Below are 16,511 nucleotides of genomic sequence, written 5' to 3'. Positions count from 1 at the left end.
GAGCAGGAAAATGAAACAGGTTGTTTTAGTGACAGGTGCTGCTTCTGGACTGGGCAATGTGATTGCCGAATATTTTGCGGCTCAAGGACATCAGGTCATTGTTTCAGCAAGTAGCTTGGAAAAGGCTGAGAATGCCAAAGCACGCAGTGCCTATGCGGAAAATATGTTTGCCTTAAAACTGGATATTTCAGTAGAGGCTGACTTTCATGCAGCTGTGCAGTGGATTCAAGAGAAATTCTCAAAATTGGATGTATTGATTAACAATGCAACTGTGACCAAGGCAACGCCTGTTTTAGAGATTACTGCTGCGGATTTTGACTGGGTGACACAGGTGAACCAACGCGGCACTTTCCAAGCTTGCCAGATCATTGGCAAATATATGGCTGATCAGGGTTATGGCCGTATCGTGAATATGGCTTCTTTGGCTGGTCAAAATGGTGGAACTGCTACAGGCGCACACTATGCAGCGACTAAAGGCGCAATCGTCACCCTAACCAAAATTTTTGCTAAGGAATTTGCTGCCAAAGGGGTAACGGTGAATGCGATTGCTCCCGGCCCTATGGAATCACCGATTGTACATAGCGTGGTATCTGAGGAAAAAATGGCGCAATTTATTCAAAACATTCCTGTTAGGGCATTAGGGAGTATGACATTTATTGCTGAAACCTGCGCTTTGCTGGCAAGCCCAAGTGCTGCATTTGTGACTGGTGCAACGTGGGATATTAACGGTGGATTATTTATGCGCTAAGCCTAAAGCTCAGCACATAATAAGGAGATAAATCATGACGATACTGTATAACGTAGTGGTCAGAAACCGTCACGTTGAAGGTGGAAATGTTGCAGTCATGGAATTTGAGTCTGCAAATTCAACGGCACTACCAAAAATTGAAGCAGGTGCACATATTGATGTGCACTTGCCGAATGGCATGGTACGTCAATACTCACTTTGCCAAAATCCAAATGATGTGGGTAAGTTTCGATTAGGAATTTTACGTGATCCGGAATCCCGTGGGGGATCAATCTCTGCGTTTGATGATTTAAAAGATGGTATGCAGATTCAGGTTAGTCAGCCCAAAAATCTATTTCCATTGGTTAAAGCCAAACATGCTGTATTGATTGGTGGTGGTATTGGAATCACGCCGTTAATTACCATGGCTTATCAACTGGCACAAGAAGGTGCTTCATTTGAATTGCATTATTGTGGAGCAAGTCCAGAGCACTGTGCTTTTGTTGATGAAATTAAAAATGGCGTATTGGCACCTTTTAGCACCTTCCATTTTAAATCTGAGGGCGCCAATCATCGTGAATTTTTCCAATCAGCCATTCAAGACATTGAAAAAGACAGCCATATCTACACTTGCGGCCCCAATGGCTTTATGGATTGGGTGATCAACTTAGCCCTCAGCCAAAATTTTACTGAACAGCACATTCATAAAGAGTATTTTCAGGTTGAAGTCGAAACAAGCGGAGATGCCTTTGAAGTTGTGGCTGAACGCAGTGGTAAAATTATTATGGTCAATGCTGAAGAAACGATTCTGCAGGCTTTGGCACGAGAAGGCATAGATATCGAGATGTCATGTGAACAGGGGGTATGTGGCACCTGTATGTGCGATGTGATTGAAGGCGAACCTGACCATCGTGATGTGTATTTTACAGATGAAGAAAAGGCCAGCAATGAACAGATACTGGTGTGTTGTTCTCGTTCAAAGTCAGCACGGTTGGTCCTGGATATTTAATCAGTTGGATTAAACCACGATATCGAGATGACAAAGATAGGACATCAAATAGGATAAAAGATTCAGGAGAGAATAATGAATTCACGACAATCAATGGATGAAATCAGCATAGATCCGATGCAGTTTAGACGTGCATTGGGAAACTTTGCAACTGGTGTCACCATCGTTACCGCACAAAACGATCAAGGCGAGAAAGTAGGCGTCACTGCAAATAGCTTTAACTCCGTGTCCTTGGACCCGCCTTTAATTTTATGGAGTATCGACAAGAAATCATCCAGTTTTTCTGTATTTGAACAAGCGACTCATTTTGCTGTAAATATTTTATCAGGTTCTCAAATTGAGTTATCCAACAAATTTTCACGCCGTAATATCGACAAATATGAGGGAACAAGTTATCAGACAGGTGCAGGAAAGGCACCAGTTTTAGACCATTGTTCGGCTGTGTTTGAATGTGAGCGACATGCAATTATTGAAGGGGGGGATCATTGGATCATTATCGGGAAAGTGGTGAAGTTTCATGATCAGGGGCGCAGCCCTTTGGTTTATCACCAAGGTGCTTATTCTGGAGTCATTCCACACCCTTTGCTTCAGTTGAAAGACACTGTTCAAGCAGAACCGGAGGATTTAGGGCAACTTCATCAAGGACATTTATACAGTAACGTGTGTTATCTGATGAGTCGGGCGTTTAAATTTTATCAAACAGATTATATTCCTAAGCAGCTCGTGACAGGGTTCCGGACCAGTGAAGCCCGTTTATTGTTGGTATTGGGAAGTGGAACCGCTTCGAATAAAGCAGATTTACCACGCGATATTGCCATGCCTATGCGTGAAGTTGAACAGGCTGCAACTATTCTTAAAAAAGATGGTTTAATGATTGAAAGTGATGGTTTTTTCAAGCTGACAGAAAAGGGCAAGAAAACAGCACATTATTTATTTGATATTGCGGACAGTCATCAAAATGAGGTTTTTGAGAAATATCCTGAACAAGAAAAGGAAGTATTTATAAAAATCTTAAAGGATATTGCAGGAATAGCATGAGACTTTAGGAGCCGACAAACTTGTCAATGAGTTTGTCGGCAGTTTGAATATTGAATCTAATCCTATAGTTTTTGTGGGCTAAACTCAGTCAAGCATAATTGTTCACCCTATTCAATCGTTCTATCCGAGGGAAATGGATATGAATCAAGTTCAAAAAAATGAAATGGTGCAGTGGACTGAATGCATCCAAAAAGTCTGCGGTGATTTTGAGACGACTTTTGATAAACACTGTAGTTTATTCATTGGTGAGGTTAAGTTTTTTTTACTGGGAGAAACAGAGGTTGCATTTATTAAAAGTAATGCCAGTCATATTTCCCGCAAAAGTGGCATACCAGATCGAGTGAAAGACCGTCTCTGTTTTTTGGTGATTCAGTATACAGGTAGAATGCGGATTGCCTATAAGGATCAGAGTATTCAATTAAATGAGGGTGATATTGCATTACTTGATCCAGATGAAACCATAGATATGTACCCACAAGGTTTGTTTAGCCATGTATCAGTGCATTTATCGCGTGAAAAATTGTTTAGACAAGGCATTACTGTGGATCACTTTGGTAAGTTAATTACTTCAAACATGAGTGGACATTTACTGAAGTGCATGTTGCAGAATCTTTCGCCTGAAAAGATAGAACTCTGGTATGCAAAAGAAGATGAGAATGCTTTTGAAGATGCCTTGATCGCTTTGATTAAACCCACCATTAATTATAAAAATATTGAAATTTCAGATCATCTTAAATTAAAAGCAGAACGATTTATTTTTGAACACCTTGACCAACAGAACTTAAACGCACAAATGATCGCTGATCATTTAGGCATTTCACTGCGACATTTGCATCGTTTGTTTGAACATCACCAACAATCAGTCCATAAATTTATTCAAACGCATCGCATTGAAAAAATTCAATATGAGTTAAAAGATAATAAGAATAAAAGCTTGTCAATCACTGAAATTGCTTTGAAGTGCGGTTTTGGTGATAGTGCTCATTTTTCTAAGTTATTTCGTAAGATCGTCGGGATAACACCCAAAGAGTATCGCCTCAAAATTTGACCGACTCTTTTTTATAAAAGTCTGTATGTCACAATTTTGCATCCTATTTGTCACGATTGAACAAGAATCAGTCAGCCCGCCATGATGAAATCTGAATCATGGAAATTGATGCGTAGGGATGCATGATGAACAACGACTATGACTATATCATTATCGGGGCAGGCTCAGCAGGCTGTGTAGTTGCCACGCGATTATTACAAGCAAAAGCGGGACGTATATTGGTTTTAGAGGCTGGTACTAAAGACAGTAGTCTATTTCATACGATTCCTGCAACAGTGATCAAAGTCTTTCAACAAAAATCATGGCCGTATATGACGGTTCCACAGGAGCATTGTAATCATCGTGAAATGATTCTTGCACAAGGTAAAGTTCTTGGTGGGGGAAGTTCAGTCAATGGTATGGTGTACTGTCGTGGACAACGACAGGATTATGACTTATGGGCATCTGAATGGGGTTGTGATCAATGGTCTTATCAAGACGTATTGCCTTTTTTTAAAAAAGCAGAAAAAAATGAAAGCCTTGCAGATGAATATCATGGTCAAAGCGGTATTTTACCTGTCAGTGAAAATCGCTACCGTCATCCGTTAACCCTAGCTTGCATCCGTGCTGGTCAACAAATGGGAATGAATTATGTCAACGATATGAATGGTTGGGATCAGGCCGGTGTAGGATTTTATCAGACGACTACACAAAATGGTGAAAGAGCCAGTACTTCAAAAACCTATTTAAAATCAGTCGAACATCACCCAGATATCACAATCGTGACCGATGCCTTGGTTCATAAAATTGAAACCCAAGATCATCAAGCAACAGGTGTAACATACAGTATTGCAGGTCAAGCAACAGTAACAGCCCTTGTACGTAAAGAAGTGATTGTGAGTGCAGGCGCAATTGGCAGTCCAAAAGTGTTATTGCTGTCAGGCATTGGCCCTAAACAACATTTAGATAAACTTGATATTCAATGTATTCAGGATTTGCCCGTTGGTGAAAACTTTCACGATCATTTGCATATGTCAGTAAATGCGACAGTGACAACTCAGAACAGTTTGCTTGGAGAAGATCACGGCTTAAAAGCTGTACGACATTTTTTACAATGGCGTTTTACCCGTTCAGGATTACTGACTTCCAATATTTTGGAAGGTGGTGGTTTTATTGATACCAATAAGCATGGTCGACCAGATGTGCAGTTCCATTTTTTACCTGTATTGGATAATTTTGATAATACTCCAGGTGAAAAAACTGCCGCTCAAGCGCATGGGCTGACGATTAAAGTTGGGCATGTACAACCGAAAGCACGTGGATACTTACGTTTAAGTAGCAAAGATCCAAATGCGTTACCGATCATTGATCCAAATTATTTGGGACATCAAGATGATATTGATGCCAACATCCGTGCTGTACAGGCTGGGCTACGTTTATTGCAACAACCTGCACTCAAAGCAATTGTCAAAGAAGTCATAGAACCCGCAAATATTGACCCTGACAATGTCGACGCAATTAATAAATGGATGCGTCAGAACATAAAAACCGTTTATCACCCAGCAGGCAGTTGCAAAATGGGCAATGAGCCAAAAAATTCAGTGACAGACCAAACTTTGAAAGTACATGGTTTTCAAAATTTACGTGTAATCGATTGCTCAATATGCCCACAAGTCCCAAGCGGAAATACCAATGCGGTCGCAATCATGATTGGTGAGCGGGGTGCTGATTTTATTCTCAATCACTGAATTGAATATCGATCAAGCAAACCATTTGATCACCAATATTTTTTATATAAGACAAAGGACAATAAGATGAGCGAAGTGCAAATACTAGAAAGTGTTCAAATTTTTTTACAACGGCAACATGGTCATTTTATTCACGGCCAACATCTTGAAGTAGATCGTCAGCGCTTAGCCTTGATTAATCCTGCAACTGAGCAAACGGTTGCCCATATTGCAATCGGCAATCAACAAGATGTTGATGAAGCAGTAGAGAGTGCCCAAGATGCTTTTATTAATGCATGGGCCGATACCTCACCGTACGAACGCGGGCAAAAGCTGAACAAATTAGCAGATTTGATCGAGTTCTATGCAGAAGAATTGGCTCAGTTGGAAACTTTAACTACAGGTAAGTTGATTCATTTGGCTCGACATTTGGAAGTTGCTCAATCCGTTGTATTTTTAAGGTATTTTGCAGGATGGGCAACTAAAGTTCATGGTCAGACCATGCAGCCATCTCTTCCATCCATGAATGGTGAAAAATATACGGCTTATACCATACGCCAACCTGTTGGAGTGGTGGCTGGCATTGTACCTTGGAATTTTTCGTTAATGATTGGGTGCTGGAAAATTGGTTCAGCATTAACAACGGGATGTACCATTGTGCTTAAACCCAGTGAATTTACCACATTATCTTTATTACGCGTTGCAGAACTTGCGATCGAAGCGGGTATTCCCAAAGGTGTGATTAATGTGGTCACAGGAACAGGAGAAACAGGACAATATTTAATAAATTCCAAACATGTTAAAAAAATCTCATTCACTGGTTCTGTACCGACAGGTATTGCAATTGCCAAGCAAGCAATGACAAATGATCTAACCCGAGTCAGTCTTGAGTTGGGTGGAAAAAATGCCGCAGCAATTTTAGCAGATGCCAATCTTGATGAAATTCTACCCAACTTATTACAAGCAACATTTGTACATCAAGGTCAGGTATGTGCGGCTCCAGAACGTTTCTTTGTTCACCAGTCTAAATATGATGAATTTACTCAAAAAATAACGGCAGCACTTCAGCATTTTAAAATTGGTTCGCCATTGGATGAATCTACCATGTTTGGACCACTTTCCAATAAAGCTCACTTTGAAAAGATTAAACATTTTTTAGATATTGCTCAGCAAAATGATCAAATTATTTGTGGTGGTCGAGTAATCCAAGGCGCAGGTTATTTTGTCGAACCCACGCTTTTAAAAGTACGAGATGTAGACGATCCACTTTTTATTGAAGAAACATTTGGACCTGTGGTGGATGTGATTCCATTTGAAAGTGATGAAGAATTAATTTCGATGATGAATCATTCTCGTTTCGGTTTAACCGCGAGTATTTGGAGTAATGACCTTTCAAAAGCATTGCGTCTAATCCCTCAAATTGAAGCGGGTTCGGTTTGGGTCAATATGCATACTTTTTTAGACCCGGCTGTTCCTTTTGGCGGGGTAAAAGCTTCAGGTCTCGGGCGTGAATTTTCTGATGCATTTATTGAAGATTATACTGAATTAAAGTCAGTCATGATCCGTTATTAAAACACACAAAAATATTTAAAGCAGACAAAGCGCATCACAAGATAGGGTCATTCAGCAAGATCTTCAGGCGCGTTTTGTCACAACAATAAGGATATTGTCAATGAATAAGAATATATTGGGTTTAGGACTGTTTCTGGTTATACAGCCAAGTTTTGCCAGTGATTTGCCCACAGTCAATTTAGGTTTGTCGAGTTTTGTGGATGGTGCTGTTCCGGCAGGGAATGGTTGGTATGCACAAAGCTATTTTCAGAATTATCATGCAGACAGTATTCGTGATCAGCATGGCAATAAGCTTTCCTTGCCGAAGTCCGAGATTAGTTTCCAATCAGTTATTCAGCAGATCAGCTATGTCTCAGATCTCAAATTAGGAAGTGGCAATATTGGTTTGAATATGGTGATTCCAGTCTTGGCTCATATTGATGTTGATGATGGTTTGCATCATCAAGCTATTAAAACCAATCGAGGATTGGGAGACATTGTGATTGGTCCTTTTATCCAATTTGAACCTGTAATGGGAAAAGATGGACCTCAGTTTTCGCAACGGTTTGAATTTCAAATCAACCTGCCTACAGGTGATTATGATCGTCATCGGGATATCAATCCGGGTGCCAATGCGTTATCGCTAAACCCGTATTGGGCTGCAACATATTGGATGAATCAGAAATGGACGATTTCAACACGCTTACATTATCTTTATAACTTTAAAAATGATGATCCAGTTTATAGTTTCGGTGAAGTTGAGGATATGCAGGCAGGTCAAGCTTTACATGCCAATTTTGAAAGCAGTTATGCTGTTACACCAAAGTTTCGTCTAGGAATAAACGGGTATTGGTTGAATCAAATTACCGATACACGTGTGGATGGAGAAAAGATCAAAGGAAGACGTGAACAAGTTTGGGCAATTGGATCAGGAGCAATGTATAGCTTTTCTCCACATGATCATTTGGTTGCAAATGCTTATTTTGAGCAAGACGCTGAAAACCGCCCTCAGGGAAGCAGTGTAATTTTTAGATATATCCATCATTTTCAAAAATAATGGCTTTAACGGGTTTCCTGAAAATAAAACTCTGGAAAGATCTTTTTAAATGGTTAAGCTTTATCAAGCATGAAGTCTTAACCATCACCTAAAGAAATCATGAAGTGAACTTCAAGCTTACAATACTGGAGAAAGTCCATTTATGTCTTAACCGTATTGAAAAGTACGCAGGTATTGAATGCAGATTTTAACTCAGCGAAATAGTTGAGTGAAAATCAAAACAGAAAACCTGGGTGAGTATACTCAGGTTTTCTGAGGTCAAAATTAATAATTTAATGTGATACTGTGCTGCGTATTTTGATCAATTTGCTTTTGACTGACCGCATCATTTTTACAGGTGTAATTTTCAAATAACGGAAGTTGATCCGCAAAGTGTGGATCAGGTTTGCCATTTCGATGAATAAAACCACTTTGACCTGGGGCAAGAATAGAGCACATCGTCACTTGACTCGGATCCAATACCACACGGAAGGTTGCACTACCCGTATTGCCATAGGTGCTGAGTTGCTGTTGGTTTGTCTGATCAGCCCAAGGGATACCAACCGAATTTTTACTGGAGAAGCCCATTGTCGCCACTGGTATTTTCCAGTCATTTGGTTCCTTGGAATTATATTGGCGACTTAATTCGAGCAGGGCTTTTTCAAGTGCCATTAAAACCACATCCTCTGGTGATTGACCATCTAAGAAATCAACAGTTTGAGGTACAGTGGATTGTTTGCCTTGCAGGGCATTCCAAATCAGTTTAGATGCACTGGCGGGTTGAGTGCTTCTCGGATCATTGTTGACTGGATAAAGCGTATCCGTATAACGCTGATAAATATTTTCAGATAAATGAGGTTTAAGCACAATTTCTATCATTTGATTGAGCCAGGTTCTCATAATCGCAGGCGCCGCACCTTGATAGAATCTACCCTCACTGTCTGGACGTAATTTATAATCCCAACTTGCGAGTAAGGGTGCGACTTTATGTGCTAAAGCTGAAGCTTTAGGACTTTGCGCGGCTTTGACCATATCAGCAATAAAATAGCGTGCATTCAGGTCTGACCAAGCACCTGATTTATTGATATCCCAGATATCCTGTTGGGTCAATTTTTGTTTGCTGGTTAATGGTTCAATCAGTTCATTGACGCGATCGACATGCGAAAAGTTGGATGAATCTGAACGTAAGCCTGCATATGCCTTATTGTTCCAACTGCTGATATAACCTTTCTTTGGATTATAGGCTTTGGGGTTATGCGAAAAGTCATAAAAACCCTGCCATTCCATCGAACCATCACCTTGAGCAGGCAATTGAATATGCTGATTTTCAGGGCGGATCGGTAAACGTCCCAATGCTGCGACCCCGATATTATTTTGCGTATCGGCATAAAACCAAGTAATGGATGCAGCAACACGTTTGGCTTGAGCAAGAAATTCATTCCAGTTGGTTGCTTTGGCTGCATTTGCCCATCCGAGCAAGGTTTCAATTTCTGCACCTTCCCAACTTCGTTTTTGCGCATAGGCTGTATGGTTTTTTTCATCCCATGTACCGACAAAGCCCTGTTTACTTTTATAAACATCTAAAACATGATCTGTCTGATTGCGTACTTTGATACTGATTTGTCGATGATCTAAAGGAATATATTGTCCTTGATAGAGATATTGCTTTGAATTATTCGGATTTAATTTGAGTTGATAAATATCGTTGGTATCAAGAGAACCGACTGTCGACCCCCAAGCAATTTTACCATTGGTCCCAAATAAAATAGCAGGTAACCCAACAGGTGTAATCCCAGTCAGATTGTAACCTGCACCATGTAATCCAATGGAATAAGTTATTGCAGGGGTATACCAGCCTTGCTGCGGACCATTGTATAAAACAGTTTGACCTTCAATCGTTTTATCCGCTTTAACAACCCATGCATTACTTGCTGTTGGAACGCCATCCACCACACTCTTCCCCAGGGCGATTCGCGCTTGGACGAGATATTGTTTGGCAGCTTGGTCTGAGATCGGTGAAATATTCTTCACTTGGGCATCTTGATGCGCTGAAAAGGGGGCCTTTTGATCACCTTCAATAATCGTCGGCGCGCTAGGATCATCTAGCCAACGCAATTGTTGATAGAGTTTTAAACCTGCAGCCTGGCCTTTTTCGTTCTGGAGTTGTGTCAGTAAATCCAAATTTGAGACCTCTGAACTTGCAGAAAAAAATCGATTGAGAATCAAGCCTACCCAAACCATTGCAATATCTTCTGATGTCCATAGCGATGGTTGAAAGTCATAGTCGATAAATTCTTTTGGCATCAATTCAGGATTTGCCAAGACTTCTTGAATACGTTTATTGAAACCCGCGGCATAGCCATCAAAAATGGCACGATCTTCAGGGGAAAGTTGTGCAATTTGTCTTTTAATATCCTCTGGATCAAAGCGGCTGTGGGTTGCGATATCATATTGAAGATATTCTGAACCCAATACTTCAGCGACTGTCCCTAGACCAGTGCGCTTGGACATTTCCATCTGAAATAGACGATCAGTTGCGACTGCATAAGCATAGCCATAAAAAAGCCCATACGTATCATCTGCATAGATGTGTGGTGTTCCAAAATTGTCTCGCTTAATGGTGACTTGATTTTGCGGGTGATTCGATTCTAGATGTGAAGAGGAACTACAACTGGCGAGAAAGAAACAACTCAAGGCACTTGCTTTGAGCAAATGAGCTAAACTGTTCGATTGAGGAATAGATATACTTTGTTTCAATTGAAATATCCTTTTCATTATTATTGAGAAAACAGCACTTTCAGAAGCATTGATCCAAAAGCAGTGAAATTAAAGATGTACAGGCTTGCATTGTTTGTAAAATTATTGTTATTTTTATATGTAATTTTCTAGTATTTGAGAGGTATATTTTTATACTTTTACTGAACGAGGATATGTATCTACGGCAAGCTAAGCTCAAGTTATTGCGCATATGCTTTCTCGCATTAATTTTAGAAGGTGATGATTGATAGCGCTGAGATATTTATTGTTGGAAATTTGACTTTGAATTTGATTTAAACTGGAGCTTTTGTTGCTGTATTTTGATCAAAGTTTTAAGTCGGTATCAAAATATGAATCATTATCAAGCTATTGCTTTATATTTTATTTTTTCAATATATTTCATTGAGGAAGAGGTTAAAGGATAAAGATATTGCGCAGTTAAACTTGTCATGTACAAATTTAACAATTTAAAGAAATTCAATACGGTGGGTCGATTAAATGGAATTAAGACATCTTCGTTATTTTGTCACGGTCGTTGAAGAGCAGAGCATTACCAAAGCTGCAGAAAAATTATGTATAGCTCAGCCGCCGTTAAGTAGACAGATTCAGAAGTTAGAAGAAGAATTGGGTATTTTGTTATTTGAACGGGGTTCTCGACCCGTAAGAACAACAGATGCGGGTCAATTTTTTTATCAGCATGCTGTGCAAATTCTAACCCATACTGCACAAGCAACATCTATGGCTAAGCGTATCAGTTCCATCAATATGATCATACGGATCGGCTATGTCAGCTCTTTACTGTATGCGTTGCTGCCACAAATTATTTATTTATTTCGTCATAATAATCCTGATATTCAGGTTGAGTTAATCGAATATGGAACCAAGGATCAAATTGAAGCTTTAAAACTTGGAAAAATCGATTTGGGCTTTGGACGATTGAGAATCAGTGATCCTGCAATCAAACGGATTTTGCTGCGCAAAGAAAAGCTAAAATTAGCCATCCATAAAAATCATCATTTGACGGAGTATGTCCATATAGGCATTTATTTATCTCAAATTATTGATGAGTCGATATTTTCTTATCCGGCTACACAAAAGCCTAATTTTTCTACGTTGATTCAATCGATATTCACTGAATTAGGTTTGGTGCCAAAAAACATGATTGAAGTTCGTGAAATCCATATGGCATTAGGTCTGGTTTCATCGGGTGAAGGGGTTTGTATCATTCCTGAAAGTGCCAGTGATATTGGAATGAAAAATCTGGTTTATATTCCAATATTGGATATGGAAGCCTACAGTCCGATTTCTTTAGCAGTGAGAAATATGGATCAAAGTCCTTATTTATCCAAAGTGCTAGAGTGCGTTAAACAGGTATTTGAAGAAGAGGGAATTGCATTTCAATTTGAAGGATACCAGGGAAATACAGCTTAGTTGAATTACGGCTCCAATCACTGGTGTTATGCATGTTGTGCCTATCAAAAATGGATGATGAAACAGGGATTTTGCAAAAGGTATGACAATATACTTTTAATGATATGGAAAATTACATTAATAATTCCAATACTTGAGTTTAAACCTAGACACTTAAAGATTATATGCTACTGATTTTTATTTAATTTAAAAGTGAACTGGATTGAGATAACAACGGGGTTAATACCCCATCGTTGCAATAAACAAAAACTTAAGCTTTCAGGAAAGGATTTCCTATGTTGAGATTAAATGTATTTTATAAAGTGCAAAGAATCGCACTTTATACTGCTCTAGCTTACTTAAATGTTCATGCTGCTCATGCAGACTTTTTAGAAAACAGTGAAAAAAGTATTTATTTACGAAATTTCTATATGGAACGGGATATTGAAGGTACACATAAAGATATTGGCAGTTGGTCACAAGCGGTGATGGGACGTTTTGAGTCTGGGTATACAGATACACCGGTACAGTTTGGTTTGGATTTAGGCGTGCAGTATGCATTGCGCTTAAGTGATCGTTATGATGAACGATCAGATACCATTTTTAAATATGATCAATCCGAGGGACGTCAGGCACGAGATTATTTAAAACTGGGCGCGACCTTAAAATTAAAATATCAGGATACCGAACTTAAAATCGGTGAACTTTTTCCAAAAACGCCGGTATTGTTCATGGATGACTCTAGACAACTGATCACCACATTTGCAGGAGTGATGCTGGAAAGTAAAGACATTGAAAATTTAAAGCTGTCCGCGGGGAGATTTACGCATGTCAATGCACGTGATGATGACGAGTTTAGAAAATTTACTTTGGGAGCATCGTCAGATCCTGATAAACGCAGTGATGGATTGAATTTCATTGGTTTGGACTACAAGCTGACACCGCATTGGAATGGTGCTTATTGGTTTGGACAACTTGAAGATATTTATCAGCAACACTATGTCAGTGCAGCATATTCAAATCAAATAGGCGCAACAAAGCTTAAAGTGGAAACACGCTATTTCAATTACAAAGAGGATGGTGATGCTTATTTTGGAAAGATTGATGCTCAATCCACGAGTTTGCAAAGTACCCTGCAAAATGGTGCAAATACATTGTCTTTAGGCATACAGAAAAATTCAGGAGAAAATAATATTCCTTTGTTAAATGGTTTTGTCCCACAAGGCTATTTACAGACATGGTCATCAGTTGCTTTCTATAAGGCCAAAGAATTTACTTGGCATGCTTTATACAGTTATGATTTTAAAGACAACGGAATTCCTGGTTTGAAACTGACATTACGTTATTTAAATGGTAGCGGTATTTATCGAGCAGGATTTATGGACAATAAAGAAACTGAAAAAAATCTGATTGTTAATTACACAGTTCCAGAAGGGAAATTTAAAGGTCTTGGTGCTGAGTGGCGCCATATCCGTGCGGATATTAAATATGGTGCAGGAAACACACCGGGTACAGATTTCGTAGAAAATCGTATTTTGGGGACATATACATTCAAATTTTGATTTCAGCGAGCACTCAATATTATTCATTGGGCTTTTCAACGATAAAAACTCATTATTGATTGAATCGGGATGAAATAATCATCTCGATTCAATTTTAATTTTTCATGTTAAAAGCAAGCATGGTTTTCTCATTCAAAAAATTATTAAATGATAATGATATTCATTTGCATTTATGGCGCATTAGGCTTAGCATGATGTTTAGATTTTTTAAGATGTTGATAAATGAACTAAAACAGTGTGTCGGGGGATAAGGCTTGGTTTTTGAGAAATTTCCCCTTTTGAACGTGTGCTTCGATCAGTTCAAAAAAGTTATTTAATTTTTAAGGAAACTACAATGAATAAGATTGCCTTGAATTTACAGGATGAAATTGCTGATACTTTATTGATTACACTCTATGCGAAGTCGGTAGAAACCCGAAAAAAAGAGCCACTGATCAATGATCCAACGGCTTGTGAATTGGTTGAAAAAATAGATTATGATTTTTCAAAATATAAAAATAAAACGGCAAGCTCTGTAGGCATAGCCATCCGCTCTACACATTTTGACCAGAAAGTGAAACGGTTTATTCAACAGCATCAGAACCCAATTATTGTTTTTGTCGGATGCGGTTTAGATACACGTCTTCAACGTATTGGTGAAAGTGCGCAGCAGGCTCAATTTTATCAATTAGATCTCGATGAAGTGATTGAGCAACGCAAGAGACTGTTATCACCTCAAGAAAATGAACATTTGATTGCCAGTTCGATGCTGTCTACAACATGGATGGAGCAATTGAGACAGAATCATCCTCAAGGCAACTTTATGTTCGTCATAGAAGGCGTGTTGATGTATTTTACTGAGGCACAAAATCAACAAGTATTCATTGGGTTGGCAGAATGATTTTCAGGAGCAGAAATACATTTTGATATGTTGAATCAATGGATGAGCACCAAATCAGCCTTGCATGATACCGTACGTAAAAGCAAAGCGACCTTTAAATTTGGTATGGATGATGATAAAGCGATTGAAGCTTGGCATCCTAAACTGAAGCATGTGCAGACTTATTTATTTAATGAGTTTAAAGGTTGGCGTCGAATGGGGATTATTTTAACCGCTTTAATGTCAGTTATTCCACAAATGAAAACTTCTTCACGCATTTTGATGTATCAAATCAAGTAAACATATTGCATAGATGGAGCATTTTGATGGATAGGATCCAATTTATTGAATATCTTGAACTTTATTCAGAATTCAACGATCTTTGAATTTATCATCATACGTTAAAGCTTTCTTGAAGTATTTAAAGTTTTTTGATCAAATTTTAGATAGCCCATAATACCGATGATTGGACCAATCAGCATGATCCAAACGGCATTTACCCCGATGCGGTCAAAAGCATAAGTTGAGATTCCAATAGACACAATAGTAAGTAAAAAGCCGATGGAATTTTGTAAAGCCAAGGCACTTCCCAGTTGTTCAGGTCGGCAAGCCTGTGCTGACAATGCTGAAAATTGAGGTGAGTCAGCAACAACACTTATTCCCCAGACAATCAGTATAGTAAATAATGCCCATGCTGGAAGAATTTCCCATCCCAACGCATACATGAAGCAACAAAAACCTGATAATGCTAAAGCACTTAGAGCAATAATCCTGTTATGAACATATTGAGTAAGCATTCCGCCTAATATACAACCTAGCGCTCCTACAGAAATTACTGTAAATACAAGTATAGAAAGATTAAAATTTTTAAAATGTTCATTTATTTGGGTTTGAACAATAATTAATGGAACTAATGTCCAAAATGTATATAGCTCCCACATATGACCGAAATACCCAATTGCAGCAGCTTGAAAGCGGGGGTTTTTAAATGCTGAAAAGTGAACAAATGGGCTGGCTTTCTTTAACTTCTGCTCTCCTTGAATGCGTGGTTTGTCTCCCAGGGAAAAAATTAGAATGCCAGCAAAAAATGCCAGGAATGTAGAGGTAGAAATGATATATCTCCACGGTAGATCTGTCGATATAGAATTGAAAGCATAAGGTAAAGCTGTACCAAGAGTCAGCATCGCAACCAAAACTGAAAGTGCCTGACCTGCCTTTTCAGGAGCCCATTCAATCATTAATTTCATTCCAATAGGGTAAATTCCAGCCAAACTGACACCCACAAAAAATCTAAAAATCAATGCTTCATAAATATTACTGGCAAGCCAGGCAAAACATAAGTTGAATAAACCTCCGAACAGTGCCGAATATGAAAAGATTACACTGGCTTTGTAACGATCTGCGATGCCGAGTAATGCAATAAGCAGTGTGCCGAGGATAAAACCGGTTTGAACCGCATTGGTCAGTAATCCAATATCTGAAATATTGATGTTCCATTCATGCATCAAATCAAATGCCGCACTGTTGGCACTAAACCATAATGAAGTACCGAATAACTGAGCCACACTAATCGTTACAATGCAATATGTCCTCAAATATTTGAGCATTGGTGTAAATTCCTTTTATTGACCGATACTAGGTAAACATATGTATGTGTTAAAGCATTTATCCAAAGGGCGATGACTGCATCATATCCTTATGCAGCTACGAAATCAGGCATATTTTGAGATGAAAATTAATGGGTTGAAAGAAATCTCCAATCTACTCAAGACACTGCTGAAATAAAGCCCCAGATCCATATTGATGAT

13 protein-coding genes are annotated in these 16,511 nt (G+C 38.9%); 11 read left to right on the top strand and 2 right to left on the bottom strand.

Annotation, left to right across the window (positions count from 1 at the left end; all coding sequences use genetic code 11):
- Positions 1-10: 10 nt before the first annotated feature.
- From OSH00_RS09695 to OSH00_RS09665, 7 genes are all read left to right on the top strand, one after another.
- Positions 11-748, top strand: a complete 738-nt coding sequence (locus OSH00_RS09695) for an SDR family NAD(P)-dependent oxidoreductase (protein ID WP_266130249.1) — start codon at positions 11-13, stop codon at positions 746-748.
- 34 nt (positions 749-782) lie between these two features.
- Positions 783-1,736, top strand: coding sequence for a PDR/VanB family oxidoreductase (locus OSH00_RS09690; RefSeq protein WP_266130248.1), 954 nt, complete (start codon positions 783-785; stop codon positions 1,734-1,736).
- Between the two features lie 72 nt (positions 1,737-1,808).
- Positions 1,809-2,774, top strand: coding sequence for a p-hydroxyphenylacetate 3-hydroxylase reductase component (locus OSH00_RS09685; protein ID WP_196075858.1), 966 nt, complete (start codon positions 1,809-1,811; stop codon positions 2,772-2,774).
- Positions 2,775-2,913: 139 nt separating this feature from the next.
- On the top strand, positions 2,914-3,822 hold the full coding sequence (gene feaR, locus OSH00_RS09680) for a transcriptional regulator FeaR (protein WP_266130247.1): 909 nt from the start codon (positions 2,914-2,916) through the stop codon (positions 3,820-3,822).
- Between the two features lie 125 nt (positions 3,823-3,947).
- Positions 3,948-5,549 (top strand): GMC family oxidoreductase, encoded by a 1,602-nt coding sequence (locus OSH00_RS09675; RefSeq protein WP_266130246.1) that lies wholly within the window; start codon positions 3,948-3,950, stop codon positions 5,547-5,549.
- Positions 5,550-5,615: 66 nt separating this feature from the next.
- Positions 5,616-7,100: an aldehyde dehydrogenase family protein gene (locus OSH00_RS09670; RefSeq protein ID WP_266130245.1), complete on the top strand. Its 1,485-nt coding sequence runs from the start codon at positions 5,616-5,618 to the stop codon at positions 7,098-7,100.
- Between the two features lie 100 nt (positions 7,101-7,200).
- Positions 7,201-8,136: a SphA family protein gene (locus tag OSH00_RS09665; protein WP_266130244.1), complete on the top strand. Its 936-nt coding sequence runs from the start codon at positions 7,201-7,203 to the stop codon at positions 8,134-8,136.
- Between the two features lie 264 nt (positions 8,137-8,400).
- Here the strand turns inward: OSH00_RS09665 and OSH00_RS09660 are convergent, their stop codons facing one another.
- The gene (locus OSH00_RS09660) at positions 8,401-10,872 is read right to left on the bottom strand and encodes a penicillin acylase family protein (protein WP_420909513.1); all 2,472 of its coding nucleotides are present in this window, start codon (positions 10,870-10,872) and stop codon (positions 8,401-8,403) included.
- 498 nt (positions 10,873-11,370) lie between these two features.
- Here OSH00_RS09660 and catM point away from each other — a divergent pair, with 498 nt between their 5' ends.
- From catM to OSH00_RS09640, 4 genes are all read left to right on the top strand, one after another.
- Positions 11,371-12,303 (top strand): cis,cis-muconate-binding transcription regulator CatM, encoded by a 933-nt coding sequence (gene catM, locus OSH00_RS09655; RefSeq protein ID WP_266130242.1) that lies wholly within the window; start codon positions 11,371-11,373, stop codon positions 12,301-12,303.
- A gap of 275 nt (positions 12,304-12,578) precedes the next feature.
- Positions 12,579-13,844, top strand: a complete 1,266-nt coding sequence (locus OSH00_RS09650) for an OprD family outer membrane porin (RefSeq protein ID WP_266130241.1) — start codon at positions 12,579-12,581, stop codon at positions 13,842-13,844.
- A gap of 334 nt (positions 13,845-14,178) precedes the next feature.
- Positions 14,179-14,724 (top strand): class I SAM-dependent methyltransferase, encoded by a 546-nt coding sequence (locus tag OSH00_RS09645; protein WP_266130240.1) that lies wholly within the window; start codon positions 14,179-14,181, stop codon positions 14,722-14,724.
- A gap of 42 nt (positions 14,725-14,766) precedes the next feature.
- Positions 14,767-15,003 carry a hypothetical protein gene (locus OSH00_RS09640; RefSeq protein ID WP_266130239.1) on the top strand — a complete coding sequence of 79 codons (237 nt, stop codon included), beginning with the start codon at positions 14,767-14,769 and terminating at the stop codon, positions 15,001-15,003.
- A gap of 101 nt (positions 15,004-15,104) precedes the next feature.
- Here the strand turns inward: OSH00_RS09640 and OSH00_RS09635 are convergent, their stop codons facing one another.
- Entirely contained in the window at positions 15,105-16,310 is a 1,206-nt protein-coding gene (locus OSH00_RS09635; RefSeq protein WP_266130238.1) for an MFS transporter, read from the bottom strand.
- Positions 16,311-16,511 lie beyond the last annotated feature (201 nt).

The organism is Acinetobacter nematophilus (assembly GCF_026344175.1).
Taxonomy (GTDB): Bacteria; Pseudomonadota; Gammaproteobacteria; order Pseudomonadales; family Moraxellaceae; genus Acinetobacter; species Acinetobacter nematophilus.
The sequence above is the reverse complement of the archived record's forward strand: the minus strand, read 5'-3'. Positions and strand labels throughout refer to the sequence as shown.